We start from the raw sequence: 25,141 nt of genomic DNA, 5'->3' as shown, positions 1-25,141 counted from the left end.
TTAGTCCTCTTCTTCCTCGGGGTAATCGTCCTCATAGAAATGCTCGGCCAGATCCATAATGGTAATGCCATCCAGATGGTTGTTTTCATGCTGGATGCAGCGGGCCAACATATCATCGGCCTCCATCTCAAACCACTCACCGTGGCGGTCCTGTGCCTTGACCTTGACGTGCTTGGAACGCTTGATGGCACCATTATGGCCCGGGAAGGACAGGCAGCCCTCATACAGCTCGACCTGTTCGTCACTCAGCTCAAGAATTTCCGGGTTGATGAACTCAATGAACTTGTATTCGTAGTTTTCGGGGACCTCCTTGGGAAGGTCACGGTCATCCAGGCAGATGAACAGGCGGCGCATCATGCCCACCTGCGGACCGGCCAGCCCCAGACCGTTTGCGTCCAGCAGGGTCTCCTTCATATCGTCGAGCAGCGTGCCCAGACGGTCATCAAACTTGGTAACGGGGCGGCAGACCTTTTTCAGAATCGGATCGCCGTCCTGAACGATAGTACGCAGTGCCATAAAAATAACCTCCAAATGTTATAAATCACCATCAGAATTGAAATCGAGTATGACGGACGCCTTCTGCGGCAGCTTTTCCGCATCGTAGGCGTGCAGCGTCTCCTGCAAAAGCGCCCGGAAGGCTGCATCGTTGCGGCATTTCAGCGTCAGCTTGTAGCGGTATTTGTTGTTGAGCATTGTGATGTTCATGGGGGCAGGCCCAAGGATGCGCAGCGGGATGCTTGGCTTCTGCGCTGCGTGCTGTGCCAGCAGTGCGCCGAAGCGCTGTGCCGCGATAAAGACGGCTCCCTCCTGACTTCCGACGAAACCGACCACCACAAAGGAGCAGAACGGCGGGTACAGGCCGAATTTGCGGAAGGTGATTTCCTCCCGGTAGAAGCCCTCGTAGTCCTGCGCGGCGGCCAGCTGCAGAATAGGATGATTCGGCACCGAGGTCTGGATTAGCGCCCGGCCGGGCAGCTCTGCACGGCCGCTGCGCCCCACAACCTGTGTAATCAGGCTGAACACGCTTTCATAGGCGCGGAATCCATGCCCGAACAGCAGCGAGTCAATGCCGAGAACCCCAACCAGGGAAACCTTTTCAAAATCAAGGCCCTTGGCAACCATCTGGGTGCCGAGCAGAATGTCATAGTCATGCCGGGCAAACTGGGCCAGCATTGTCTCATGGGCGTCCTTACGTGAGGTGGAATCCTGATCCATACGCAGAATGCGTGCGTCGGGCAGGAGCTCGGCCAGCTCCTCCTCCACCCGCTGGGTGCCGAAGCCACTGTAGATGATTTTGCCGCCGCACTCCGGGCAAAGCTGGGGCAGCGGATGCACTGTGTGCCCGCAATGGTGGCACAGAAGCGCCTGCTGGGGCTTGTGGTAGACCAGCGGCACGCTGCAGTTCGGGCATTTGAGCACGTGCCCGCAGGTACCGCACATACCGATGGTGCGGTAGCCGCGGCGGTTTAAAAGCAGAATACTCTGCTCACCGTTGTTCAGGTTTTCCTGCAGCTCCCGTGCCAGACGCACGCTGACCTCCCGCGGATTGCCTGCAGCCAGCTCGGCGCGCATATCAATGAAATCCACACTGGGCAGCGGCCGCCCGCCGTACCGGTGCTTCAGCTCAACCAGCTGCAGCTTGCCGCTTTGGGCGGCATGGTAGGTTTCAGTAAGCGGCGTGGCGGAGGCAAAGAGCAGCAATGCGTTTTCCATCACTGCACGCTTTTTTGCCACATCGTGGGCATCATAGCGTGGCGCAGATTCACTCTGGTAGGTGTGCTCCTGCTCCTCATCCATAATGATAAGGCCAAGATTTTGCAGCGGCGCAAAGACGGCGCTGCGCGTGCCTACAACGATATCTGCATTCCCCTGCTGAATCATCCGCCATTGCAACAGACGCTCTGTGTTGTTGAGCGCGGAGTGCTGCACCGCCAGACGGCTGCCGAAGGTGGATTTCAGCCGCTGTATCATCTGGGGTGTCAGGCTGATTTCCGGCACCAGCACCAGCGCCTTACGCCCCAGCTCCAGCGTGCGCTGAATCAGGCGCAGAAAAACGATGGTTTTGCCGCTGCCGGTCACACCGTGCAGCAGGGCCGCGTGGGGCCTGCTGTCCTCCAGATTTGGCAGCAGCTCGTCAAAAACGTGCTGCTGTTCAGCAGAAAGCTCCAACGGCTGCGGGTCAAACGGAATGGCTGCAAACAAATCGATGGCCTTGTCCTGCTCGGACGCGGTGAGCACCCCACGCTTGACAAGGCTGTCCAGCGTTGCCCGGGAAATCCCCACCTCGTCCAGCTGCCGCGCTGTCAGCGGACCCTTCTGCAGGGCCTGTACAGCGGCCAGCTGGCGCGGGCCGGGCTTCAGCTTTTCCGGCAGGGGGCCGGTCAGGGTATACAGGCGCTCGGTCGAACGGCTCAGTCTGCCCTGCATTACGTGCCTTCCGTTTACCACGGCGGGGCGGTACTGCGCACCGTATGGGATGACCGCCTTGACGGCCTCGAACCATGTGCAGAAGGTGCGCTCTTTCAAAAAACGCACAAGTTCCAGCAGATCGGGCGTCAGGCGGGCATCCTCGGGCGCGGCATCGTAGAGGGACTTCAGTTGTGCCGGGGCGTCTGTCTCTGCCACCTCGTCCACACTGAGCACAACAGCCATGCGGGCCTTGTTGCCGCGACCGAAGGGCACCAGCACCATGCTGCCGGGAAATACCCTGCCGCACAGCGGTGCCGGTATCAGGTAGGAGTAGAGCCGGTCAAAGTGGATGTTGGCATCGTTGACAGCGGCCTGCGCGAGCAGCAGACTCATTCGTCGCTGCCGTGCTGCAGCTTGAACTGGATGATGGAGTACAGACTCTCAGCGCAGGAATCCACCTCGACATTGACCACGTGCTCGTCATAGTTGACGGAATTGGCAATCTCGGTTTCGGCGCGCTTCAGGCGGCGCTGGATGGTGGCTTCATCCTCGGTACCGCGGCAGCGCAGGCGGCGCTCCAGCTCCTGCATATCCGGGGGCAGCACAAAGATGGTGGTGGCACCGGGATACATCTTTTTGATGTTACCCGCGCCCTCAACCTCAATGACCAGAATGACCGGGATACCCAGCTTCATGCGGCCCTCAATCTCGCTGCGCAGGGTGCCGTAGTAGTTCTCGCAGTATTTTGTGTGCTCTACAATCTGGTCGTTTGCCAGATGATTCTCAAAATCTGCCACCGACATAAAGTGGTAGTTGATGCCGTCCTTCTCACCATCACGCGGGGCGCGGGTGGTGGCGGAAACAGTGTGCTGGATTTCCGGGTGCTTTTTCAGCAGTGCGGCCACAACGGTGTCCTTGCCGGTGCCGGAAGGGCCGGAGACAACAAACAGATATTTTTCGCCTTTCATCGTTACTTCCTCTTTTCTTCGTTTTCTTCAGCGGCACGCCCGGTGATGCTTTCCAAGGGGATGCCGGACAAAATCACATGGTCGGAGTCCATAATAAGCACGGCCTGCGTACGCCGCCCATAGCTGGCATCAATCAGGGCACCCTTTTCGCGGGCGTCCTGCACCAGACGCTTGATAGGGGCGGAGTCCGGGCTGACAATGCCGATGATGCGGTCAGCGTTGACCATATTGCCAAAGCCAATGTTCAGCAGCTTCACAGCGCACCTCCCCTGTTACTCGATGTTCTGAATCTGCTCACGAATCTTTTCGATTTCGGATTTCAGCTCCACAACCAGCCGGGTGATGGCAACGTCCTGACATTTGGAGCCGATGGTGTTGGACTCGCGGTTCAGCTCCTGCGTCAGGAAATCCAGCTTGCGGCCGATGGGCTCATCCAGCTCCAGAATCTGGCGGTACTGTGCAACGTGGCTGTGCAGGCGGACGGTTTCCTCATCAATGGCGGTCTTGTCGGCAAAAATGGCGGCCTCCGTCACAAGGCGGCCTTCGTCAATATTGCGGTCGCCCAGCAGCTCCTGCAGGCGGGCGTAGAGCTTGTCACTGTAGGCCTGCACGCGACCGGCGCTGTTCTCCTCAATCTGGCCGACCAGCGTTTCAATCGTTGTCAGGCGGCCTGCTACATCGGCCTTCATCTTCTCGCCCTCAACGGCACGCATGGCAACAAAGGCATCCACCGCCTGCTCGGCCACAGACTTCACATCCTCCCACAGCTCGTCCTCGTTCGTGGGGGCGGCGGTCTGGGTCAGGACATCGGGAAAGCGGGAGAGCATCCCGACAGAAATATCATTTTTCAGGTCCATGCGCTCGGCCATTGCATGGAGCGCGGCGCGATAGCCTTCCGCCAGCTGCCAGTTTACGGTGACAACGGTGTCTGCGGCTGTGACAGTCTGGATGGAAAGGCTGAGTTCGACCTTGCCGCGGCTGACTTTGGAGGCAACGAGCTTTTTCAGCTTATCCTCCAGAAATCCGCAGGAGCGCGGCAGACGCGAGGAATACTCAAAAAAACGCGCATTGACGCTGCGCAGCTCGACCTTGATGTCACGGCCATGCAGCAGCGCACCGGCGCGGCCATATCCTGTCATGCTCAAAACCATAACCTACACCTCGTAAAACAACATATATTGTATATTGTACTATTTTTGGGCGCTAGATGCAAGGCTGACAACGGCGATTTGAGAAATTTCACGCGGAAAATTTCTCAAAAAACATAGAAAACAAAAAGCCGTCCCCGCAGCAAAGCGGGAACGGCGAAGGTACAATCAGACGGGATGAGACTTGTTCTCGTAGTCGGCGTGCAGAGCATCCACACCCTGCAGGCGGGCGTTGCGCTTTTCAAAGAACTTGGGCGCAACCTGCGGGAACATTGCGTAGGTCAGGACGTCCTCCTCCTGGATGGCGTACTTGGAGGCCTCAGCCTTCAGCTTCTCCATCTCAGGCTCGAGGGTGTCGGCAAAGCGGCAGGTAATCGGCTCATCGCCCTTCAGAATGAAGTCGCTGAACTCCTTCTTGATGGGGGCAGGGGTCTTGCCATAATCGCCGTGAACCAGACCCTTGAACTCTTTGGTGACCATCTTGTAGCGCTCACCCATGATGACGTTAAAGACGGCCTGCGTGCCAACAATCTGGCTGGTCGGGGTGACCAGCGGCGGGTAACCGGCATCCTCACGGACGCGAGGAATCTCCTCCAGAACCTCCTGAAGCTTGTCCTCCTTACCGGCGTCCTTCAGCTGCTTGAGCATGTTGGAGAACATACCACCCGGAACCTGATACAGCAGCGTGTTGGCGTCAACACCCAGAGACTTCTGGTTAATCTGGCCGTTGGCAATGTACTTCTCGCGCAGCTTGTTGAAGTAAGCGCGGACAACATTCAGCTGGTTCAGATCCAGACCGGTGTCATAGTCAGTGCCCTGCAGGGCAGCAACCAAGCTCTCGGTGGGCATATGAGAGGTGCCCAGAGCCAGCGGGCTCATAGCGGTATCCACAATGTCAGCGCCAGCCTCGATGCCCTTCAGGATGGACATGGAAGCCAGACCGGCGGTATAGTGGCTGTGGATGTCCACAGGAATCTTAACGGTCTTTTTCAGCTCGGACACCAGATCATAGCAGGTGTAGGGCTTGAGCAGACCGGCCATATCCTTGATGCAGATGGAGTCAGCGCCCATCTCCTCCAGAGTCTTGGCGTAGTTGGCAAAATACTCGTTGTTATGCACAGGACTCAGGGTGTAGCTGATGCAGGCCTGTACATGAGCACCCTCCTTGTTGGCTGCCTTGATGGCAGTCCGCAGATTGCGAGGGTCGTTCAGAGCATCAAAAATACGGATGACGTCGATACCGTTTGCAACGGACTTCTGTACGAAATACTCGACAGCGTCATCGGCGTAGGGGCGGTAGCCCAGCATATTCTGGCCGCGGAACAGCATCTGCAGCTTCTGGTGGGGCAGCTCCTTGCGCAGGATGCGCAGACGCTCCCACGGATCCTCATCCAGGAAACGGATGCAGGAATCGAACGTAGCACCGCCCCAGCACTCAACGGAGAAATACGGAATCTTGTCCATTTCGGGCAGGATGGGGCGCATTTCGTCCATCGTCATACGGGTGGCCAGCAGAGACTGATGGGCGTCACGCAGGACAACCTCAGTAATCTTAATGGGTTTCTTAGCCAATGTGATTCACCCGGCCTTTCTATTAGTTCATGGTGATGAGCAGATCGCCGGAGTTGACAACGTCACCCTTGCGCACGTTGACGCTGGCAATGGTGCCATCCTGCGGGGCGCTGATCTCATTCTCCATCTTCATGGCTTCCAGAATCAGCAGGGTGTCGCCGGCCTTGACGGAGTCACCCGCCTTGACCTTGACATCCAGAATGTTGCCGGGCATGGGAGCGGTGACAGAGACGGCACCGGCAGCACCAGCGGGAGCTGCAGCGGGTGCAGGAGCAGCGGCAGGAGCCGGGGCGGCTGCGGGGGCAGCAGCAACGGGAGCAGCGGCGGCAACAGGAGCACCGGTGCCCTCCTCAACGGTGACATTATAGGCAACGCCGTTAACGGTAACAATCAGGTTTTTCATAGAAATATCCTCCCTATTTCAAGGTTGATGATTACAGCGTGATATTGCCGTGCTTCTTGGCCAGACGAACAGCGCGCTTGCTGGCCAGCATATCCAGAGCCTGAGCAGCAGCGGCGCGGGCGGTGGCAGCATCGGCAACTGCGTCAGCGGCACCGTTTGCCACAGCGGCTTCAGCACTGCAGACTTCCTTGGCGTAGGCAGCAGCCTTGGCCTTGGTAGCGTTGACGATGTTGTCAGAAGCAAAGATTTCGTCCTTGTACAGAACCGTGACGGCAGCCTCGGGGGCCAACGGAGCCACGGTGCAGCCCTTGACAGCCACGCGCCAGTCAGCAGAGGCAGCAAAGACGGTGTAGGCAGGGCCGACGGCCTCGCCAGCCAGAATGGCAACCTTGACGGTGGTAGCCTCGGCGTAGACACCGGCCATACGGGCAGCCTGACGGATGCCGCCAGCCTCGTCATCACCCTCGCTCCGGCCGAAGCCCTCGGTGTTCACAACGGTGACAACCGGGATGCTGTAGGCGTCGCACAGGCGGACAAAGCGGGCAGCCTTGGCGGTGCACTTGTGGCACAGAGCCTTCTTCTCGGTGGCAACAATGCCGACGGCGCTGCCGTTGATGGTAGCCAGCGCGGTGACGATGTTCTTGCCGTAGCCAGCGTACAGCTCCACGGCGCTGCCCTCGTCAGCCAGAGCTTCCACAGCACCAGCGGCGGTGTACTTCACCAAATCCAGAGCCTTGGCAGGGGCGGCAAAGTCGAACAGTGCGGGGCCGGCCAGATTGTTGGCGGGCAGCAGGGCGACAATGGAAGCGGCCTGCTTGGCAGCCTCCACGGCGTCCTTTGCGGTGACAGCGGCAACACCGGCCTTGGCTGCAAACTCTGCAGAGCCGGCATTGGCAACCTTGTCCTCGGCGTTGAACGGAGCGTTCAGGAACAGCTCGGCGTCCTCAGCCATGACGCAGACGTCCGCGGCGGCGGCGTTGATAGCGTTGCTGCCTGCGCAGGTGCCGATGACAACGGCAACCTGAGGCACAACACCGGAAACGCGGGCAATCTCCGCGGTCAGGCGGGCGTTGGCGTTGAGCAGTGCCAGACCGCCCTCCAGCTTGGCGCCGGTGGAATCATAGAACGTAACGACCGGTGCACCGGTCTCAGCGGCCATCTCCAGCACACGGATATTCTTTTCAATATCCTGTACGCTGACGGGAGAGCCGTCCTCAAACACAACGTAGGTGTTCTGGCCGTTTGCACAGCCGTAAGCGGCACTGACAGCGCCGTCGGTAAACAGCGGCGTGCTGGTGCCGTCATCAAAAAATGCTGCAAGGATCTCTGCCTTGCCGGGCTTATTTGCTGCCATACAGTTTCCTCCTATGGTAAAGCTGACTGTTTTTTATAAAAATATTTTTACAAAAAATCCGCCATTTAAAGTAAAGTATACTACAAAGATTGCCGTTTCACAAGTGGAAATTTGCACGTTTTTCAGAATTTTCTGCAATTTTAGTCGGAATTTGTGCGCTTTTTCAGCGGGCCGGGCCGCCGTGCGGGGGCGGCGGGGCGCTTCTCCGCATTTCCGGAGGATTTCATGGCCGCGTTGCGCAGGGCATTGATTTCGCTCTTCTTCAGCTCACGGTATTCACCGGGCTGCAGCATACCGAGCTTGACCGGCCCCTCCGCACTGCGGCGCAGGCGCACAACCTGCAAGCCTACGGCAGAGCACATACGACGAATCTGGCGGTTGCGCCCCTCATGCAGGGTGATTTCCAGAACGCTGCGACCGGGCTCGTCCACAACAACGTGGATAACACAGGGCTTGGTCTTGACGCCATCGTCCAGCACAACGCCGGAGGACATTTCAATAATCTGCTGCTCGGTGGCGCGGGGGTTGACGGTGACGCGGTACAGCTTGCCCACACCGCCGGACGGATGGGTCAGCATATTGATGAACGCGCCGTCATCGGTCATGAGCAGAAGGCCCTCACTGTCCTTGTCCAGCCGGCCGACGGGGCGCAGCATGGCGGGCACGTCAGAGACCAGATCCATGACGGTCTTGCGGCCGCGGTCATCGGAACGTGTTGTCAGGTAGCCGCGGGGCTTGTGCAGCATAATATAGGTGTACTGGCGCTTGCGGACAATGCGCTGCGTCTGGCCGTCAATCATGACCTTGTCATAGTCGGGGTCCATCTTGTCACCCAAGGTGACAGGATGGCCGTTGACCTTGACCTTGCCTGCGGCAATCAGACGCTCTGCCTCACGGCGGGAGCAAATGCCCTGGTCGGCCAGGACTTTCTGGATACGTTGTTCTGCCATTGAATTGTTACTCCTTATTCAGCGGGCGTGCTAGCGTCCGGCTTTTCCTTTTTGATGAGTGCGGCAACCTTGTCCACCAACTCGGGCAGAGAGGCAATGACGTTGTCCACCGCGGAGACCTTCTCGACCAGCTGAACCGTGCGCACATTGCCGTTGGAGACAACAAGGAACGCCACCGGTGTGACAGAGACGCCCGCGCCGCTGCCGCCGCCGAACATCTGCTTGCTGGAGCTAGGCCCGACGTCAGAGCCGCCGGACGCAAACCCGAAGGTTACGCGGGAGACGGGAATGATGGTGGTGTCATCAATGTGGATGGGGTCGCCGATGATGGTCTCGGCATTGACCATATCACGGATTTTTTCGATGGTAACGCCCATCAGGCCCTGAATAGGATGCTCAGCCATAGGAATTTCCTCCTTATTTATAAAAACCATGTGTTTACGATTGGGATGCAGCGGGCTTCAGCTGCGGGTCAACCCACAGCCGATGCAGCAGCCGCAGTACCAGCCAGAGCAGTACCGCAGCGCAGGAAATCAGCTCAAAGGAGACAGTGCGCTCCCCCGCCCGCTGGCCGGTAAAGTCAGGCTCCAGCCAGAGACGGTCGCTTTGCAGCGAGATGCGCTGCTGGGCAAAGGCCAGCAGATTATTGAAAAGCGCCAGCTCCGCACCGTACAGCTCGGCGGTGGAGGAAGCCTCCTCCGTGTGCGCGGTCCAGAATATGTCCAGATGGCGTATCCGGACAGCGCGCAGCAGCTGCCTGCCCAGCCAGCCGGTGTGGCCCAGCATACAGCGGGCAAACGCCATCGGGTCATCCGTTAGCAACTGCATGGCGGCGTCAATGCGGGCCGAAATGCCAAGGGGCAAACCGCCGGTGGACTTTTCTTCCTTTTCCTTTTGCTCTGGCTTTGGCGCAGTCGCTGCTGAATGGGCTGCGTTTGTGCCGGCAGTCGTCGGTTGCGGTGCACATCTTGCGGCGGGCTGTTCTGGCTCCACCCGCACGGTAACAGAGGCTTTGTCCCCCTCCACAGTTTTGCTGACCGCGGGCGGCAGGCTCTGTGCAGCAGGCTTTGCGGGCTTGTCAGCAGGCTTGGCCCGCGTGCCGCTGTGTGGCCAGAGGGTGAAATGCAGCGGGCCATAGCGGGCTGCGACCCGGAGTGAGTCGGGCTGATAGGACAGCTGCAGCCCCAGCGGCAAAAACAGTGCGATAAGAACCAGCACCAGCACCGCCAGCAGCACCCAGCCAATCAGCCGCAGGATAAACAGCAGAATTGCCATAGGGCATCACTTCCATTCCAGCTGGCCGTCATCGCCCTCGGCCTCCTCTGGCTCGGCGTTGTCCTGTGTCTCGCCGTGAAGCGGCGGAAGGTCATTGAGGCTGCCCAGTCCAAATACACGTAAAAACGTATCAGTGACCTGAAAGGCCACAGGTTTGCCGGGCAAATCCAGACGGCCCGCTTCTTCAATAAGGCCCTTGTCCAACAGCTTTGTGACGGTGGACGAGGAATCCACCCCGCGAACCTGCTCAATGAAACTGCGGGAAACAGGCTGGTTGTATGCAATGACCGCCAGCACCTCCAGCGCAGCGGGCGAAAGCGGCGCATTGCGGCGTGTGTCCAGAATCCGCTTGACCATTTCGCCGTAGTAGGGGCGCGTGGTCATCTGCCAGCGGTCGGGCTCAAAGTAAAGGATAACCATACCGCTTTCGCGTTCATCGTAGAGCTTCTGCAGCTTTTGCAGAAGCTCGGTGGTCTCCTCGGTGTCAAGCCGCAGGGCATCCGCCAGACGGGCGGCTTCCACCGGCTCGGCGTGGGCAAACAGCATGGCTTCCAGCGAGCCCAGCTCCTGTCGTTCTGTCATTGCGTTTTGTCCTTTCTTCTGCGGTGTGTGCGGTCAAGCTGCAGAGCGCCGCTGTCATCAACCTTCACGCGGCCTGCGCGTATCAACTCAAGCAGTGCGAGGAAGGTTGCAACGTTCGTACTGCGGCTCTCCTCATGGCTGAACAGCTCCCCCATTTTCTGCAGGCTGCCCTTGAGCAGACCGCGCAGCATATGAGAAACGCGGCTTGCCACCGAGACAAAGGGCGCGGTGACCAGAGGCTCGAACTTTTCCTGTGTGGGCTTTTTCTTGCGGGTACTGCGACCCATCAGGTTGAACCACGCCTGCACCAGCCAGTTGGGGTCATGGCGGCGTGTGTACTCGGCCGCGCCAATCAGGGGCATGGGCTCACGCGCAACCGTGTACAAATCCCGGGCACGGCTGCCCAGCTGGGCGGCAACCTCCTTGCAGGCGCTGTACTCAATCAGGCGTCCGGTCAGCTCGGCCTTCATCCGTTCCGCCTCTGGGCTGCGGGGCAGCAGCAGGGCGCTTTTCATCTGAACCAGATGGGCGGCCATATCAATGAATTCGCTGGAAACCTCCATGCGGTTCTGCTGCATTTCACGGATGGCGGCAGTGTACTGTTCAATCAGCTCCATGATGTTGATGTCATAGAGGTTCATTTTATTCTTGCCCACCAGATAGAGCAGCAAGTCAAGCGGGCCCTCAAAATCTTCTATTTTAAATGTCAGAACTTCCGGCAAAAACTCAATACCCCCACAACAATTCCACAAAGCCGGTCAGGCGCAGCATAACGCCCCACATGGCGTTGACAAGCCACGAAAGCGGCGTGTTCAAAAGCCCCAGAAAGACCAGCGCCAGCACAGCCAGCATAATGTACCGTTCATACTTCATTGCCTTGAAGTACAGTCGCTGCGGCAGAAACAGCAGGGCAATGCGGCTGCCGTCAAACGGCGGTACAGGCAGCAGATTGAATACGGCCAGACTCAGATTCATGGCCACCATATAATACAGGAACATGGACAGCGCGGGCACGGTCTGCCCCACCCCACTGTACCAGCACAGCTTGTAAAAAATCATCGACACCCACGCCAGAAGCAGATTGCTGGCGGGCCCGGCTGCGGCGGAAAGCGCCATACCGACCTTGGGATTGCGGTAGTTGTACGGATTGATGGAGACAGGCTTGGCCCAGCCGACACCGCCCACCAGCATACACAGCGCACCCAGCGGGTCAAAGTGGCGCAGCGGGTTCATCGAGAGCCGCCCGGCCCGCACAGCGGTATCGTCGCCCAGCAGATGGCTGGCCAGCGCATGGGCGGATTCATGAAAAGGAATGGCAATCAGCACAACAACGGCGCGCAGCAGATACTGCACAATCATTGCCGGAGACAACAATCCATTCAAAAGTACACACCACCCCATTTAAACTTAGTCTATTATATCGTAGAAACGGCGGCAAAACAAGCCCTACAGGGCCGCAAAACACAATATTTAGCGCTGAAATCAGACAAAAGCGCAAAATTATGAAAAAAATCGAAATTTTTTCTCAAAAAACTCTTGCAATTTCGCGCAGTATACGCTATACTGTTAAAGCTATTGAAAAGGAGGTGCAAGCAATTATGGCCAAATGTTCTTGCTGTGGCAAGGGTGTCACGTTCGGTATCAAGGTTTCTCACTCTCATCGTCGGAGCAACCGTACCTGGAACCCCAATGTCAAGCGCGTGAAGGCGATCGTGGACGGTTCCCCGAAGTATATCTACGCCTGCACCCGCTGCCTGCGCTCTGGTAAAGTTACCCGCGCGGTCTGATTGGAAGGAAAAAATGCCGGTCACATCGTGTGACCGGCTTTTTCTCTTTTATTTTGCTTTTTTAGGAGGTGGGCCTATGCTCCCCCATGACCCTGTAATGCTGTTGAGCTATGTAAATACCCAGCTGCGTGACCGCGATGCTTCTCTGGAGGCCTTCTGCGGCCGCGAGGGTGCGGACAGCCAGACAATTTGTGCGGCGCTGGCTGAGATTGGCTACGAATACAACGCTGAACAGAACCGCTTTGTGTGAATTTTGAGAGAGGAAGTTGAAGAACTCGATGAATTTTATCTTTGTCAGCCCGCATTTCCCCAAAACCTACTGGAATTTCTGCGACCGACTGCACCGCAACGGCGTCAATGTGCTGGGCATCGGCGATGCACCGTTTGATGAAATTCCGGCAGAGCTCAAGCAGTGCCTGACCGAGTATTACCGCGTGGACAATCTTGGCAACTATGACGAGATGCTGCGTGCCGTCGCTTACTTCACCTTCCACTATGGCAAGATTGACTGGATTGAGTCCAACAACGAATACTGGCTGGAAATGGATGCCCAGCTGCGCACTGATTTCAACATCAACACCGGCGCCAAAAATGACTTCATCGAGCGCATCAAATACAAGAGCAAGATGAAGGAAAGCTACATCGCAGCGGGCGTTCCTGTGGCGCGCCACCATATGGTCAGCACGCTGGCCGCGGCGCGTGCCTTTATCAAGGAGGTCGGCTACCCTGTCATCGTCAAGCCGGACAACGGCTGCGGTGCGGAGGCTACCTACAAGCTGCGCAACTTTACCGAGCTGAAAAAGTTCTATGCCGAGGAGCACTCGGTACCGTATATCATGGAGGAGTATATCAACGGTACCATCGTCAGCTTTGACGGTGTGGCCGACAGCCACTGTGTGCCACTGTTCTATACCTCCAATGTGTTCCCCACCCCGATGCTGGATATTGTCAGCCAGCAGGGTGATTTGAGCTACTGGACCCAGAAGTCAGTGCCCGCCGCGCTGAAGAACGTGGGTTTCCGCACCATCAAGGCGTTTGGGGCCAAAAGCCGCTTCTTTCACTGCGAGTTCTTCCAGCTGAACGAGGACAAGCCCGGCCTTGGCAAGAAGGGCGACTATGTGGCACTGGAGGTCAATATGCGCCCGGCCGGCGGCTACACGCCGGATATGATCAACTACGCAAACTCGGTGGACTGCTACCAGATCTGGGCCGATATGGTCTGCTATGATGAGGTGCGCAACGCCGACCTGAATGGGCAGAAGTGTTTCTGCGTCTACGCCGGACGCCGCGACTGCCACCAGTACAAGCACACCCATGCACAGATTATGGCAAAGTATGGCAGCCGTATGCGGATGTATGAGCGCATCCCGCAGGCACTGCGTCTGGATATGGGTGACTGGATGTACACCGCCGTGGTGCGCACCAGCACAGAGCGTGACGCATTCATCCACTACGTGCAGGAGCAGGCGTAAAACAACGGATACAGAAAAACGCATAGACGTTCCCCTATCGGGCGTCTATGCGTTTTTTGTTTACGCCATCTTTACGCTCTTGTGATACACCACCAGAGAGATACCGGCGGTGATGAACTCGGTGACCCAGAAGGCATTCCAGATGCCGTCCGAGCCGATGAAATGGCAGAACAGCCATGCCAGAGGCATAATGATGACAACATAGCGGCACAGTGAAATGATAAGGGATTGCACACCCATGCCCAGCCCCTCCAGAGAGCCGGAGACAACCACCGAAATTGTGGACACGATAAAGCCAATGCAGATGATACGCAGGGCCGTGGTGCCGATAGCGATGGTCTCGGCATTGGAGCTGAACAGCCCGATAAGCTGGCCGGAAAGTGCCAGACAGAGCACGGTGCCCGCCACCATGATGGCGGCGCACATCCCCATAGCGGTGCGGTAGATTTTGCGGACGCGGTCATACTCCCGTGCGCCGTAGTTGTAGCCAATGACCGGGCGCAGGCCCTGCACAATGCCATTGGCGGGCAGATACAGGAAGGTCTGCAGCTTGTAGTAGATGCCAAGCACCACCACGTAGCTCTGCGAGAAGGAAGCCAGCAGCGAATTCAGGAAGGTAATCAGCACCGAGGGCAGCGCCAGATTCAGAGCGGCAGGCACACCGATGGAGTACAGCTGCAAAGCCATTTTGCCGTCGGGGCGCAGGCAGCTGCGGCGCAGCTTGACCGGGATGGGGCTGACAAAATAAACGATGATATAGAACACGACCGGGACCAGCTGGCCGATGCCGGTGGCCAGCGCAGCGCCTGCAATGCCCATCTCCGGGAAGGGGCCGATGCCGAAAATCAGCAGCGGGTCCAGAATGATGTTACAGACAGAACCGGCCATAAGACCAATCATGGTGATTTTCATCCGGCCTACGGCCTGAAAAATTTTCTCAAAGGACATGGCCGCCATAATGATAACGGCGAACATAAAGGCCACGCGGGAATAGGTCACGCCCATGGCAATGACAGTTTCATCCGTTGTGAAGCGCGCCAGAAAGGACGGCATAATGGCAATGCTGACAATCGAGGCAATGATGCCATGGAGAATGGACATTGCCATACCGAGGGTGGCGGCAGTGTCGGCCCGGTCGCGGTTGCCTGCGCCCAGATGCAGGGAAATCATCGAGCTGATGCCGATGCTGAAGCCGATGGCAATGGCATTGATAAGATTCTGCACCGGATAGACCAGAGAGAGCGCGGTCATGGCCTCCTCGCTGATGCGGGCCACAAACAGGCTGTCTACGATGTTATACAGCGAGCTGACCAGCATGGAAATGACCATAGGCAGTGCCATACTGGTCAGCAGCGGAAAAATCGGCTTTTCTTTCATAAAGGTATCGTTCACGTGTTTCCTCCTTTTGACACAGCAAAAAGCCACACAACGCTCCGCTTTCGGAGCGCTGTGTGGCGAAAAGTAGTATCAGAACTGTAAAAATCCACACCTTGTTTTAGGTGCTTACATTATACAGACCCATGCGGATTTTGTCAAGCGGCTTGCGCAGACTGCGCAAAAACGGTACAATAAAGGCAATCTATGTGCTGTGAGGTACTTGTATGAAAAAGATTCTTGTCTCCGGCGCGGGCGGCTTTGTCGGTGCACGCGTTATGAGCCAGCTGGCCGGAAGATACACGCTGTGCGCCTTTCCCAAAGGGATGCTGGCCGCAGCGGATAAAGCTGCTGTGGAAGAGCTGGTGCACCGGGAACAGCCGGATGTCATTCTGCACACGGCGGCGATTTCCGACACCGCCTACAGTGAGCAGCACCCGGAGGAATCCTACCGCGCCAATGTGGAACTGCCGTGCTGGATGGCCAAGGCTGCGAAAGAAACCGGTGCCGGACTGGTTGCCTTCAGCTCTGACCAGGTATATGCAGGCCTGAAGGAGCACGGACCGTTTAATGAAAAAATGCCGCTTTCCTCTGCCAATGTCTATGGCCGGCATAAGTGGGAGGCCGAGCAGCGGGTGCTGGATATTCTGCCCGATGCCGTGCTGCTGCGCGCTACATGGATGTACGATTTGCCCGGGTACGGTCTGCCGGTGCGCGGCAACTTCCTGCTGAATCTTTATACTGCAGCGCTGCATGGACAGACACTGCGCTTCTCTGTCAACGATTACCGGGGTATCACCTATGTGCGTGAGGCGGTGGAGCTGCTGCCCCGAGCTATCGAGCTGCCCGGTGGAGTGTATAACTTCGGCAGCGAAAATGACTGTGATATGTATACAACAGCGCTGCGCGCCTGCGAAATACTGGGCATCAGCCCTGCGCTGGAAAGGCAGGACTGGCCGCGCAGCCTGCTGATGGACGGCCGAAAGCTGCGCACAGCGGCTGGCTGTGGCTTTTCGGATACACAGACCGGCCTTGTGCATTGCCTGCGGGACTATGGTCTGATGCGGAGGTAAGCGGCGCACAGCCAGTGAAAAAAGAAAACCGCCAAACCCTTTTGGATTTGGCGGTTTTGCTGATTCCGACAGCCCAATGTTTGGTCCGAGTGGCGAGAGTCGAACTCACGGCCTCTTGAACCCCATTCAAGCGCGCTACCAAACTGCGCTACACCCGGTCGAACCGAGCTGCCTCGAATCAGCTTGTATATTATAGCTGACCCGGAAAGAAATGTCAATACCTTTCCGGGAGAAAAGCGGCATTTTTTTACAAAAAGTCAGTTAAGCTCCATTCTCATCAGGATAAGCTCCTGCCACTGGCCGCTGCGGGTGCGAAAGCCGCGGGGATTGCGGCCATACTCGGCAAAGCCAACACTCTGGTAAAGCGCCTGCGCGGCGGTATTTTCGGCCACAACATCAAGCTCCAGCTGAGAATACCCGGCGGTGCGGGCACAGTCAATACAGGCCAGTGTGAGGGCACGCCCTATGCCCCGGCCCCAGTAGTCTTTATCAATGGAGATACCGAATTCTGCACGATGGCGCAGCTTTTCCAAGTGACCTACCGCGCTTATGCCTGCCGTGCCGACAATCCTGCCATCAAGAATGGCACATATCTCAATGCTGTCAGCACTGTCGGCGGATTTGGCAAGGTACTGCTGCTCCTCTTCTACGGTCATTCTGCTCTCATCCGGATATGTCAGAAGAAAGTCTGTCTGCGCGTGCGTAAGGTTAAATATAGACAGTACCTGTGCGGCATCAGCGCTATTTGTGCCCCGCAGGATGCAGGGCGTGCCGTCGCGCAGCGTGATTGTCTTTTGGTATTGCATGGGCGTTTCCCCTTTCAGTGCTACAAAAAAGCCCCCTGCCAGATGGTTGGCAAGGGGGAAATGGTGGAGCTGACGGGAGTCGAACCCGTGTCCGAAAAGAAATCGGTTAGAGTATCTCCGGGCGCAGTGTGCTTATTGAAATTCCCTTGGTGCGGGCGAACACACGCGCACTACACCGCGGTAGCTTCATAAGTTCATGCCGGGCCGCAAAGCTTAAGCCCGTTCACGTTCAGTACCTAATCGACGCCCTGACCCCACGCGGTACTAACGCAGGCAGGACGGTAGCGCCTAATTAGGCAGCTACGGCAACAGGATAATTGTTGTCAGTTAATTTAAGTTGGCGCTTTTATCGTGGGTCACCGCCACGGCCCGCTGCTCACGCCTCTCTCTCCCCGTCGAAACCATTACAGCCCCGCAGATTCGGTGGAGAAATCCCCCACCGGGAAAGTGAAGTGAAAACAACTTTTATCGCTGCGTTTTCAGTGCGCGGTCAATGTCGCGCTTGGCATCGCGTGCCGCAGCGGATGCACGCTTGTCATATAGTTTTTTGCCCTTGCACAGGCCTAGCTCCAGCTTGACGCGCCCTTTTTTGAAGTAGAGCGACAGCGGAACCAGTGTATAGCCTTGCAGCTTAATTTGCTGGCCCAGACGGCGTATCTCTGCCTTGTGCGCCAGCAGCCGCCGCGGGCGGCGCGGGTCTTTATTGAAAATGTTGCCCTGTTCATAGGGGCTGATGTGAATCCCCTTGGCAATGAGCTCGCCATCGTCAATATCGGCCCAGGAGTCCTTCAGATTTACCCCGCCAGCACGCAGACTTTTGACCTCGGTGCCCACCAGCTCAATGCCGGTTTCAAGCGCCTCAATCACAAAGTATTCATGGCGCACCTCACGGTTGACGGCAATCATTTTCTTTCCGCTTTTGTCCTCCGCCATCGGTGCACCTCCTTTGCATTGGCAGGATATTGATTATAGCGCACCTGTGCGCAAAAGTCAAGAAATTTCTGTCACATCTCGCCGCGGCCCGCCATGGCGCGGTACAGGGTGGTCTCATCAGCGTATTCAAGGCTGGAGCCCACCGGCAGGCCGTAGGCAAGGCGGGTCGTCTTGATGCCCAGAGGCTTGATGAGCTTGGCAACGTACATAGCGGTAGCCTCACCTTCCACCGTGGGGCTGGTGGCCATAATGACCTCCTTGACGGTGTCATTCAGCCGGGCCAGTAGCTCTTTGATGCAGAGCTGGTCCGCGCCAATGCCGTCCATCGGGGAAATGGCGCCGTGCAGCACGTGGTAGAGACCGTTGTATTCATGAGTGCGCTCAATGGATTTGATATCCCGTGGGCTTTCCACCACGCAGATTACGCTACGGTCGCGCTTCTGGGAAGCACAGATTTTGCAGACCTCACTGGCGGTGTAGTCCTGACAGATACGGCAACGGTGCAAATCCTTCTTGGCGTGCTCAATAGCCTGCGCCAGCTCCATGGCCTGCTCCGGCGGCATGGACATAACCTGATAGGCCATGCGCACGGCACTTTTGCGGCCGATGCCGGGAAAGCGGGCAAACTGATCCACCAGATTTTCCAGCGGCTCAACTTTTTGAAACATAGTGTGCCTCTCAGCCCAGACCGGGGATATTCAGACCGCCGGTCATCTTGGACATTTCCTCCTCGGAGTCCTTGTCGACGGCAGCAACTGCGCTGTTGACGGCAGCAGCGATGAGGTCCTCGAGCATTTCGATATCCTCCGGGTCAACAGCCTCGGGCTTGAGCTTGACGGCGGTAATCTCATGCTTGCCGTTCATCGTGACGGTGACCATCTCGCCGCTGGCCGTGCCGGTGTACTCCTTGGCCTCAAGCTCCTCCTGCTTGGCGCGGATGCTCTCCTGCATTTTCTGAACCTGACGCATCATGGCGTTGGGGTCGGGACGGCCGTAGCCTTTGGGCATTCTTGCTTTCATGGGTATTCCTCCAAAAAAAGATTATTTATCAACAATTTTTAAATCCACACCCAGCTCCTGCATGGTGTGCAGGGTTTCGTCAAGGCTGACAGCAGACGTGCTGGCGGATGTATCCTTGGGCTCCTCATAGGGGCCGATGTTGTATTTGATTCTGGATACGCGGTAGATGGCTTCCCGCAACTGCTTTTTGACTTCGTTGTTGTTGCGGATATAATCGCGGAAGGCATCGCTGCACTCAAACAGAACGCGCCTGCCGTCACAATAGGCTTTGGTACCGCGCAGGAAGGAAATCAGCATGGCATCATTCTCTTCCAAATCGGCCAGCACGGCGGGCCAGAAGCCAAAAGGCTCCAGCGGGCCGACAGGCCGCGGCGGCTCGGCCTTGCGCACAGCCGGGCGGGGCGCCGCCTGCGGTGCAGGCTGTACGGCCGGTTTCGGTGCTGGCTTCAGCTCCGGCTGCAGGAACGGTGGGTCATCATCAATGGGCGGTGGCAAATCGTCCGGTGCATCAGAGACCGGCGGCGCAGGGATAGGCTGCGTGCCGGAAACCGTAGGAGGCACAACGCTCGGCGTGGTCTGCACCGGTGGTGCAGAGACAAAGGCAGCCGGTGCAGACGCAAAGGCCTGCGGGGCAGCGGCTGCCGGTGCGGCCTGCACCACAACCGGCGCGGTGGCCGCCTCCGGCTGGGTGAGCGAAAAGACAGCCAGCTCCAGCTCGATGCGCTGGTCTGTGCCGCGGCTCATCTTTTCAAGCGCGGCACCAAAGGCGTTGATAGCGCGGATGGCCTCCCGCTGGGGAAAATCCCGGCGCTGGGTGTAGGCAGCCTCCTCCTCTGGGGAAATGCCGGTCAGCAAAGCGGTTCCGCCCGGCAGAGTGCAAAGCATCAGGTTGCGGTAATGGCTGGCAAGCTCCATGCACAGGCGGCGCATATCCACGCTCTGCTGGCGCAGCTCGGCTATTTTTTCCAGCGCAGTGACAGAATCTCCGGCGGCAATGGCATCACTGATTTCAAACAGGTATCCCCTGTCTGTGACGCCTGCCATACGGCGGACAAGAGCTTCATCAACCTTGTTGTCAACACCGGCGCAGGTGTCCAGAATGGACAATGCATCACGCATGGCACCATCAGCCAGACGGCCGATGAGCTGCGCGGCGTTCTCATCGAGCTCGATTTTTTCCTGCTCGGCCACATACAGCAGACGTTTTGCAATATCGTCCGCCGTGATGCGGGTAAAATCATACCGCTGGCAACGGCTTAAAATCGTGACGGGAACCTTCTGTACCTCGGTGGTAGCCAGAATGAAGATGACGTGCTCGGGCGGCTCCTCCATCGTTTTCAGCAGCGCATTGAACGCCGCGGTGGAGAGCATATGCACCTCGTCAATGATGTAGACCTTGTATTTGCAGACGGAGGGCAGATAGGCAACCTCATCGCGCAGGTCGCGGATATCGTCAACGCCGTTATTGGAGGCGGCGTCCATCTCAATGATATCCATAATTGCGCCGGAGTCAATGCCCTTGCAGATTTCGCACTCGCCGCAAGGGTCGGGGCTGGAAGTGTCCAGACAGTTGACCGCCTTGGCAAAGATTTTGGCACAGGTTGTCTTGCCGGTGCCGCGGGTGCCGGTAAACAGGTAGGCGTGGCCAATGCGCCCGGCGGCAATCTGGTTCTGCAGCGCCGTGACGATGGCGGTCTGCCCCACAACGTCAGCAAAGCGCTGGGGACGCCATTTGCGGTATAATGCGCGGTACATCTGCCCACCTCCCGAGAATATACAAAAACAGCGGGCAGAGCACGCGGCTGCGCTGCTTGGCGTACAGATGCAGGCTTGACCGCGGCACTGGGCAAGCGCTGCTTAATGCTGCTCGGTTCCCCGCCTGACATGGTTCACAGGCTGTCCACGCGCGGGACCTGCATCTGTACGCGAAACAGCGCAATTCAGCCCTGTCCGCTTTTAGTATTATACAATAAGTCCGGGATAAATGCAAGCGTTTTCCGTCAATCTTCCTGCAAGGGTGCAATCCTGCGGAAAATAGCGGCTTATGGCTTGCAAATCAGCCCAGCAGCTGCTTGGCCAAATCGGCGCTGGCCTTGGCGTCCTTACAATAGTAGTCGGCACCGATATCCCGGGCATAGTCGGGGGTAAGCACGGCACCGCCCACCATAACCTTACAGTCAAGCCCGGCAGCGTGCAGGGCCTCAATGGTGGCCTGCATACTTGGCACGGTGGTGGTCATCAAGGCAGACAGACCCACCAGTTTTGCGCCGGTCTGGCGCACGGCCTCCACAACACGCTCCGGGTCCACATCACGGCCCAGATCCAGCACATCATAGCCGTAGTTTTCCAGAATAACGCGCACAATGTTCTTGCCAATGTCGTGAATGTCACCCTTGACCGTGGCAATCACAATCTTGCCCTTGCTGCCCTGCTGCTGGCCCGAGGCGGCGATTTTGGCCTTGATGGCTTCAAAGGCGGCCTGCGCGGCGGTGGCAGCCTGCAGCAGCTGCGGCAGGAACACAGTTCCCTTTTCAAAGCCATCACCCACGGCGTCCAGCGCCGGAATCAGTGAGGTGTTGACAACGTCCAGCGGCTCGCGCATCGTCAATGCGGCTTGTGCAGCGGCGTGCGCTTCGGCCTTCAGGCCGCGGCGCACCGCCTCAAACAGTGCGTCACCGCCCGGGGCGGTAGTGCTAATCTCGGCAACGGCGGATTTGCTGGTCTGGGTGGTCTGAATCTGCACATCGGCATAGGCGGCAACATAGTCGCTGCTCTGCGGGTCCTGGCAGGTCAGCACGCGGTAAGCGCGCACAGCGGCCATCATTTCCGGGGTGTTGGGGTTCATAATGGCCAAATCCAGCCCTGCCGACATGGCCATTGTCAGGAAGGTGGTATTCAGGTAGCCGCGGCACGGCAGGCCGAAGCTGATGTTGGACACACCCAGCACAGTGCGCACACCCAGCTCCCGCTTGCAGCGGGTCAGTGCCTGCAGGGTCTGCTCAGCGGCTTCCTGCTGGGCACTGGCGGTCAGGCAGAGACAGTCAATGTAGATATCCTCATTCGGGATGCCCGCAGCGTTGGCGGCAGCCACGATGCGCCGGGCAATGGCAACACGGCCCTCCACCGTCGGCGGGATACCGCCCTTGTCCAGCGCAAGGCCCACCACAGCGGCGCCGTACTTTTTGCACAAGGGCAGTATCTTTTCCAGCGTCTCCGGCTCACCGTTGACCGAGTTGACGATGGGTTTGCCGTTATAAATGCGCAGTGCGCGGGACAAGGCCTCCGGGTTGGAGGAGTCCAGCTGCAGAGGTAGGTCGGTAACGGCCTGAATGTCCTTGACTAGCTGTTCCAGCGTGGCGGCTTCATCAATGCCGGGCAGGCCCGCATTGACATCCAGCACCTGTGCACCAGCCTCGGCCTGTGCCACGGCCTGCGTGCAGGGATAGGCCATATCGCCATCCCGCAGAGCCTGCTGCAGCCGTTTTTTGCCGGTGGGGTTGATGCGCTCACCCACAACCGTGATGCCCTTCACTTCCACAAAGCGCACCGGCGTGCACAGGCAACTGCGGCGGACAGGAATTTTGTCTGCCGGGGTAAGAGCACAAAAGCTCTCATGCAGCTTGGCGATAAAGGCGGGGGTGGTGCCGCAGCAGCCGCCCACCATCGAAACACCGATGGCGGCGTAGGCGTTCATTTCGGCGGCAAAGCCATCCGGGTCAAGATTATAGCTGCCGTCCGGGTTGGGCAGGCCTGCGTTGGGCTTGACAAAGACCGGCACGCCCGCAGGCACACTGCGGCAGAGCCGCTGTGCAAAGGGCAGAATCTCCTTGGGTCCGAGAGAGCAGTTGATACCCACGGCGTCCGCGCCGAGGCCGACCGCGGTCACGGCATAGCTTTCAACGGTGCAACCGGTGAAGGTGCGGCCGCGGCTTTCAAAGCTCATCGAGGTGAAAACCGGAAGGGTGCAGTTCTCCTTGGTGGCCAGAATGGCGGCCTTCAGCTCATACAAATCGGTCATTGTTTCGAGAAAGACAAGGTCGGCCCCGGCCGCTGCACCGGCGCGGATGACCTGTGCAAATTCCGCGTAGGCATCCTCAAAGCTCAGTGTGCCGGCGGGAACCAGCAGCTCACCCAGAGGGCCAATGTCCAGCGCAACAAGCGCACCGGTGCGGTCGGCAGCCCTGCGGGCGCAGGCGATGGAGGCAGTGACAACCTCCTCTACAGTATGGCCGCAGCCCACCAGCTTTTTGGCGTTGGCGCCAAAGGTGTTGGCAAGAAGAATATCCGCACCCGCGTTGATATAGTCAGTGTGGATGGCGGTCAGCGTTTCGGGCATTTCCAGCGCGGCAAGCTCCGGCTTCTGCCCGGGCTGCAGGCCGCGTGCCTGCAGCTGGGTGCCCATGCCGCCGTCCAGAAAAACAAACCGCTTGCGGTCAAAAACTTCACGAATCTGCATAAGATTCTCCCCTATCAGTCTTGTTGAAAGCAGGTTGTGCCGCGCTTCCGGAACGAACAGGTCAGCTTTAAGTGGCAGGTTGCACAGCCTGCGCGGGTGCCGGTCACAGGGTGGTCGGCCATACCCAAAATGGCGGTGGTGCTCTTGCGCGGCGTCAGCAGATGCTGGGGTGTCACGGCCAGACCGCAGCCCCGCACGCTGTCCACCGCAAGGCAGATTTCATCATTGAGAGAAAGCGGGCAGTCCCCATAGCCGGGGGCATAGCGCCCGGTCAGGTAGAGCCCCTTTTCTTCAAACAGCGGGCGCTGCTCGGCCTCCCATTCATCGCAGACCTGTTCCAGTAACACAGAAGCCAGCGCGTCTGCGGCCGCGGCGGCAGCAATGTCGGTCAGCTCCAGACGGCGCAGGAATCTGTCAATTTCGGAACCGAGCGTTGCGGCCATCAGCAGTGCCTTGTCACAGCCCTGCAGATGGCGGGCAAGGTCTGTGCCGCAGTTTTCAAAAGGCAGCACAGTCAGCGGCAGCACGCGCCACACCACATGGGGCACGGCAATGGCCAGAATCTGCTTCTCTGCCTTGTCCAGCAGTGCGGAGGTGGCGGCATCCGGCGACCATCCGGCGGCCCCCATATAGCGCAGGGCTGTGGCGCGGCGGATTGCGTCAGGCTTGCGGCGCTCCATTACAGCAAATCCTTGATGCCGTCATAGACCTTGGCGGCTACGGCGGCATCATTCATGGCGTACAGGTGGATGCCGTCCGCACCGCCCTCAATCAAATCGCGCAGCTGGCGGACAGCGTAGTCGATGCCCGCCGCGTAGAGGCTCTCCGGGTCATCCTGATAACGGGAAATCATACGGGTGAAGTCGGAAGGCAGGCTGGCGGAGGACAGCGAAACCGTGCGCTCAATCTGGCTGCGCTTGACGATGGGCATAACGCCAGCGGAGACCGGCAGCGTGATACCGGCGCGGCGTGCCAGATTCAGAAAACGATAAAAGTGCATATTATCGAAGAACAGCTGGGTCAGAAGATGCTCGGCACCGGCGGCCTGCTTGATGCGCAGATTTTCCACATCGTGCTGCAGCGTGTCTGCATCGGGGTGGCCCTCCGGGTAGCAGGCCCCATGCACGGAGAAGCCCGGCTTCTTCCACTTGATAAAGGAGGTCAGGTCACTGGCGTGCTTGAAATCCGGGCTTTCGGGGCGGGTGGGGGTGCGGTCACCGCGCAGGGCCAGCACATCCCGCACGCCGACAGCCTCCAGCTGGTCCAGAATGGCGGCGGCATGGGTTTCATCGTTACCCATGCAAATCAGGTGCGCCATCGTGGGAACGGACAGCTCGTTTTGCAGATAGTCGGCCACCTCCACGGTGGATACGCCTCCCGCAGAGCCGCCAGCGCCGAAGGTGACGCTGATGAAGCCGGGGTTCAGCGCCTGCATCTGGCGCAGGGTGTCCTTGAGCTTGTCCATCTGGGTGGTCTGCTTCGGCGGAAAACATTCAATAGAAAAGACACAGCGCTTGGCTTTGAACTGTTCGGTAATCGTCATAGTGTACTCCTTATTT

General features: G+C 58.2%; 27 protein-coding genes, 1 tRNA gene and 2 other RNA genes. 4 read left to right on the top strand and 26 right to left on the bottom strand.

The window, feature by feature from the left end; all coding sequences use genetic code 11:
• The 14 genes from def to NE623_RS01245 form a co-directional block, all read right to left on the bottom strand.
• Positions 1-516 (bottom strand): peptide deformylase, encoded by a 516-nt coding sequence (gene def, locus NE623_RS01310; protein WP_256271004.1) that lies wholly within the window; start codon positions 514-516, stop codon positions 1-3.
• 18 nt (positions 517-534) lie between these two features.
• On the bottom strand, positions 535-2,802 hold the full coding sequence (gene priA / locus NE623_RS01305; protein WP_256271005.1) for a replication restart helicase PriA: 2,268 nt from the start codon (positions 2,800-2,802) through the stop codon (positions 535-537).
• The gene (gmk, locus tag NE623_RS01300) at positions 2,799-3,377 is read right to left on the bottom strand and encodes a guanylate kinase (protein ID WP_256271006.1); all 579 of its coding nucleotides are present in this window, start codon (positions 3,375-3,377) and stop codon (positions 2,799-2,801) included. Before gmk ends, priA begins: the two co-directional genes overlap by 4 nt.
• Positions 3,378-3,379: 2 nt before the next feature.
• The gene (locus tag NE623_RS01295) at positions 3,380-3,634 is read right to left on the bottom strand and encodes a DUF370 domain-containing protein (protein ID WP_256271007.1); all 255 of its coding nucleotides are present in this window, start codon (positions 3,632-3,634) and stop codon (positions 3,380-3,382) included.
• A gap of 15 nt (positions 3,635-3,649) precedes the next feature.
• Entirely contained in the window at positions 3,650-4,528 is an 879-nt protein-coding gene (locus NE623_RS01290; protein ID WP_256271008.1) for a YicC/YloC family endoribonuclease, read from the bottom strand.
• 165 nt (positions 4,529-4,693) lie between these two features.
• Positions 4,694-6,097, bottom strand: a complete 1,404-nt coding sequence (locus tag NE623_RS01285; RefSeq protein WP_256271009.1) for an oxaloacetate decarboxylase subunit alpha — start codon at positions 6,095-6,097, stop codon at positions 4,694-4,696.
• A 22-nt stretch (positions 6,098-6,119) separates the two neighbouring features.
• Complete coding sequence (locus tag NE623_RS01280) at positions 6,120-6,500, bottom strand: biotin/lipoyl-containing protein (RefSeq protein ID WP_256271010.1); 381 nt, start codon at positions 6,498-6,500, stop codon at positions 6,120-6,122.
• 31 nt (positions 6,501-6,531) lie between these two features.
• A complete protein-coding gene (locus NE623_RS01275) occupies positions 6,532-7,854 on the bottom strand; it encodes a carboxyl transferase domain-containing protein (protein WP_256271011.1) in 1,323 nt (440 codons plus the stop codon).
• A 140-nt stretch (positions 7,855-7,994) separates the two neighbouring features.
• Positions 7,995-8,804 carry a pseudouridine synthase gene (locus NE623_RS01270; RefSeq protein WP_256271012.1) on the bottom strand — a complete coding sequence of 270 codons (810 nt, stop codon included), beginning with the start codon at positions 8,802-8,804 and terminating at the stop codon, positions 7,995-7,997.
• A 14-nt stretch (positions 8,805-8,818) separates the two neighbouring features.
• On the bottom strand, positions 8,819-9,208 hold the full coding sequence (ytfJ, locus tag NE623_RS01265; protein WP_256271013.1) for a GerW family sporulation protein: 390 nt from the start codon (positions 9,206-9,208) through the stop codon (positions 8,819-8,821).
• 34 nt (positions 9,209-9,242) lie between these two features.
• Positions 9,243-10,079, bottom strand: a complete 837-nt coding sequence (locus tag NE623_RS01260) for a hypothetical protein (protein ID WP_256271014.1) — start codon at positions 10,077-10,079, stop codon at positions 9,243-9,245.
• 6 nt (positions 10,080-10,085) lie between these two features.
• The gene (scpB, locus tag NE623_RS01255) at positions 10,086-10,661 is read right to left on the bottom strand and encodes an SMC-Scp complex subunit ScpB (RefSeq protein ID WP_256271015.1); all 576 of its coding nucleotides are present in this window, start codon (positions 10,659-10,661) and stop codon (positions 10,086-10,088) included.
• Positions 10,658-11,383, bottom strand: a complete 726-nt coding sequence (locus NE623_RS01250; RefSeq protein ID WP_256271016.1) for a segregation and condensation protein A — start codon at positions 11,381-11,383, stop codon at positions 10,658-10,660. The genes scpB and NE623_RS01250 overlap by 4 nt, the downstream gene beginning before the upstream one ends.
• Positions 11,384-11,387: 4 nt before the next feature.
• The gene (locus NE623_RS01245) at positions 11,388-12,044 is read right to left on the bottom strand and encodes a site-2 protease family protein (protein WP_256271017.1); all 657 of its coding nucleotides are present in this window, start codon (positions 12,042-12,044) and stop codon (positions 11,388-11,390) included.
• Between the two features lie 215 nt (positions 12,045-12,259).
• On the opposite strand from NE623_RS01245, the gene rpmB reads away from it, so the two are divergent.
• From rpmB to NE623_RS01230, 3 genes are all read left to right on the top strand, one after another.
• Positions 12,260-12,448 (top strand): 50S ribosomal protein L28, encoded by a 189-nt coding sequence (gene rpmB, locus NE623_RS01240; RefSeq protein ID WP_040917667.1) that lies wholly within the window; start codon positions 12,260-12,262, stop codon positions 12,446-12,448.
• Positions 12,449-12,524: 76 nt separating this feature from the next.
• A complete protein-coding gene (locus tag NE623_RS01235) occupies positions 12,525-12,698 on the top strand; it encodes a DUF4250 domain-containing protein (protein WP_256271018.1) in 174 nt (57 codons plus the stop codon).
• A gap of 28 nt (positions 12,699-12,726) precedes the next feature.
• Entirely contained in the window at positions 12,727-13,920 is a 1,194-nt protein-coding gene (locus tag NE623_RS01230) for an ATP-grasp domain-containing protein (RefSeq protein WP_256271019.1), read from the top strand.
• 60 nt (positions 13,921-13,980) lie between these two features.
• Here NE623_RS01230 and NE623_RS01225 read toward each other — a convergent pair whose 3' ends face one another.
• Positions 13,981-15,312, bottom strand: coding sequence for an MATE family efflux transporter (locus NE623_RS01225; protein ID WP_256271020.1), 1,332 nt, complete (start codon positions 15,310-15,312; stop codon positions 13,981-13,983).
• Positions 15,313-15,521: 209 nt separating this feature from the next.
• Between NE623_RS01225 and NE623_RS01220 the strand changes: the two genes are divergently transcribed.
• A complete protein-coding gene (locus NE623_RS01220; protein WP_256271021.1) occupies positions 15,522-16,367 on the top strand; it encodes an SDR family oxidoreductase in 846 nt (281 codons plus the stop codon).
• A gap of 81 nt (positions 16,368-16,448) precedes the next feature.
• On the opposite strand, the gene NE623_RS01215 is transcribed toward NE623_RS01220, so the two are convergent.
• From NE623_RS01215 to NE623_RS01165, 11 genes are all read right to left on the bottom strand, one after another.
• Positions 16,449-16,525 (bottom strand) — tRNA-Pro (locus NE623_RS01215).
• A gap of 99 nt (positions 16,526-16,624) precedes the next feature.
• The gene (locus NE623_RS01210) at positions 16,625-17,173 is read right to left on the bottom strand and encodes a GNAT family N-acetyltransferase (RefSeq protein WP_256271022.1); all 549 of its coding nucleotides are present in this window, start codon (positions 17,171-17,173) and stop codon (positions 16,625-16,627) included.
• A gap of 61 nt (positions 17,174-17,234) precedes the next feature.
• Positions 17,235-17,587: a transfer-messenger RNA gene (gene ssrA, locus NE623_RS01205) on the bottom strand.
• A gap of 51 nt (positions 17,588-17,638) precedes the next feature.
• Positions 17,639-18,106 carry an SsrA-binding protein SmpB gene (smpB, locus tag NE623_RS01200; protein WP_256271023.1) on the bottom strand — a complete coding sequence of 156 codons (468 nt, stop codon included), beginning with the start codon at positions 18,104-18,106 and terminating at the stop codon, positions 17,639-17,641.
• A 71-nt stretch (positions 18,107-18,177) separates the two neighbouring features.
• Positions 18,178-18,774: a recombination mediator RecR gene (gene recR, locus NE623_RS01195; RefSeq protein ID WP_256271024.1), complete on the bottom strand. Its 597-nt coding sequence runs from the start codon at positions 18,772-18,774 to the stop codon at positions 18,178-18,180.
• A 10-nt stretch (positions 18,775-18,784) separates the two neighbouring features.
• Positions 18,785-19,126: a YbaB/EbfC family nucleoid-associated protein gene (locus tag NE623_RS01190; RefSeq protein WP_256271025.1), complete on the bottom strand. Its 342-nt coding sequence runs from the start codon at positions 19,124-19,126 to the stop codon at positions 18,785-18,787.
• A gap of 21 nt (positions 19,127-19,147) precedes the next feature.
• A complete protein-coding gene (gene dnaX, locus NE623_RS01185; protein WP_256271026.1) occupies positions 19,148-20,881 on the bottom strand; it encodes a DNA polymerase III subunit gamma/tau in 1,734 nt (577 codons plus the stop codon).
• Positions 20,882-20,945: 64 nt separating this feature from the next.
• An RNA gene (gene ffs, locus NE623_RS01180) (signal recognition particle sRNA small type) lies at positions 20,946-21,045 on the bottom strand.
• A gap of 137 nt (positions 21,046-21,182) precedes the next feature.
• Entirely contained in the window at positions 21,183-23,582 is a 2,400-nt protein-coding gene (locus NE623_RS01175) for a homocysteine S-methyltransferase family protein (RefSeq protein ID WP_256271027.1), read from the bottom strand.
• 14 nt (positions 23,583-23,596) lie between these two features.
• Positions 23,597-24,262: a methionine synthase gene (locus tag NE623_RS01170; RefSeq protein ID WP_256271028.1), complete on the bottom strand. Its 666-nt coding sequence runs from the start codon at positions 24,260-24,262 to the stop codon at positions 23,597-23,599.
• Positions 24,262-25,125 (bottom strand): methylenetetrahydrofolate reductase, encoded by an 864-nt coding sequence (locus NE623_RS01165; RefSeq protein ID WP_256271029.1) that lies wholly within the window; start codon positions 25,123-25,125, stop codon positions 24,262-24,264. Before NE623_RS01165 ends, NE623_RS01170 begins: the two co-directional genes overlap by 1 nt.
• Between the last annotated feature and the right edge of the window lie 16 nt (positions 25,126-25,141).

It is taken from the genome of Gemmiger formicilis (assembly GCF_024462815.1).
GTDB lineage: Bacteria > Bacillota > Clostridia > Oscillospirales > Ruminococcaceae > Gemmiger.
The sequence above is the reverse complement of the archived record's forward strand: the minus strand, read 5'-3'. Positions and strand labels throughout refer to the sequence as shown.

Bases quoted from the DNA above. Each gene is read 5' to 3' on its own strand.
- def (WP_256271004.1), bottom strand. From the start codon at position 516: ATGGCACTGCGTACTATCGTTCAGGACGGCGATCCGATTCTGAAAAAG.
- priA (WP_256271005.1), bottom strand. From the start codon at position 2,802: ATGAGTCTGCTGCTCGCGCAGGCCGCTGTCAACGATGCCAACATCCAC.
- gmk (WP_256271006.1), bottom strand. From the start codon at position 3,377: ATGAAAGGCGAAAAATATCTGTTTGTTGTCTCCGGCCCTTCCGGCACC.
- NE623_RS01290 (WP_256271008.1), bottom strand. From the start codon at position 4,528: ATGGTTTTGAGCATGACAGGATATGGCCGCGCCGGTGCGCTGCTGCAT.
- NE623_RS01280 (WP_256271010.1), bottom strand. From the start codon at position 6,500: ATGAAAAACCTGATTGTTACCGTTAACGGCGTTGCCTATAATGTCACC.
- NE623_RS01275 (WP_256271011.1), bottom strand. From the start codon at position 7,854: ATGGCAGCAAATAAGCCCGGCAAGGCAGAGATCCTTGCAGCATTTTTT.
- NE623_RS01270 (WP_256271012.1), bottom strand. From the start codon at position 8,804: ATGGCAGAACAACGTATCCAGAAAGTCCTGGCCGACCAGGGCATTTGC.
- ytfJ (WP_256271013.1), bottom strand. From the start codon at position 9,208: ATGGCTGAGCATCCTATTCAGGGCCTGATGGGCGTTACCATCGAAAAA.
- NE623_RS01260 (WP_256271014.1), bottom strand. From the start codon at position 10,079: ATGGCAATTCTGCTGTTTATCCTGCGGCTGATTGGCTGGGTGCTGCTG.
- scpB (WP_256271015.1), bottom strand. From the start codon at position 10,661: ATGACAGAACGACAGGAGCTGGGCTCGCTGGAAGCCATGCTGTTTGCC.
- rpmB (WP_040917667.1), top strand. From the start codon at position 12,260: ATGGCCAAATGTTCTTGCTGTGGCAAGGGTGTCACGTTCGGTATCAAG.
- NE623_RS01235 (WP_256271018.1), top strand. From the start codon at position 12,525: ATGCTCCCCCATGACCCTGTAATGCTGTTGAGCTATGTAAATACCCAG.
- NE623_RS01230 (WP_256271019.1), top strand. From the start codon at position 12,727: ATGAATTTTATCTTTGTCAGCCCGCATTTCCCCAAAACCTACTGGAAT.
- NE623_RS01220 (WP_256271021.1), top strand. From the start codon at position 15,522: ATGAAAAAGATTCTTGTCTCCGGCGCGGGCGGCTTTGTCGGTGCACGC.
- NE623_RS01210 (WP_256271022.1), bottom strand. From the start codon at position 17,173: ATGCAATACCAAAAGACAATCACGCTGCGCGACGGCACGCCCTGCATC.
- smpB (WP_256271023.1), bottom strand. From the start codon at position 18,106: ATGGCGGAGGACAAAAGCGGAAAGAAAATGATTGCCGTCAACCGTGAG.
- recR (WP_256271024.1), bottom strand. From the start codon at position 18,774: ATGTTTCAAAAAGTTGAGCCGCTGGAAAATCTGGTGGATCAGTTTGCC.
- NE623_RS01190 (WP_256271025.1), bottom strand. From the start codon at position 19,126: ATGAAAGCAAGAATGCCCAAAGGCTACGGCCGTCCCGACCCCAACGCC.
- dnaX (WP_256271026.1), bottom strand. From the start codon at position 20,881: ATGTACCGCGCATTATACCGCAAATGGCGTCCCCAGCGCTTTGCTGAC.
- NE623_RS01175 (WP_256271027.1), bottom strand. From the start codon at position 23,582: ATGCAGATTCGTGAAGTTTTTGACCGCAAGCGGTTTGTTTTTCTGGAC.
- NE623_RS01170 (WP_256271028.1), bottom strand. From the start codon at position 24,262: ATGGAGCGCCGCAAGCCTGACGCAATCCGCCGCGCCACAGCCCTGCGC.
- NE623_RS01165 (WP_256271029.1), bottom strand. From the start codon at position 25,125: ATGACGATTACCGAACAGTTCAAAGCCAAGCGCTGTGTCTTTTCTATT.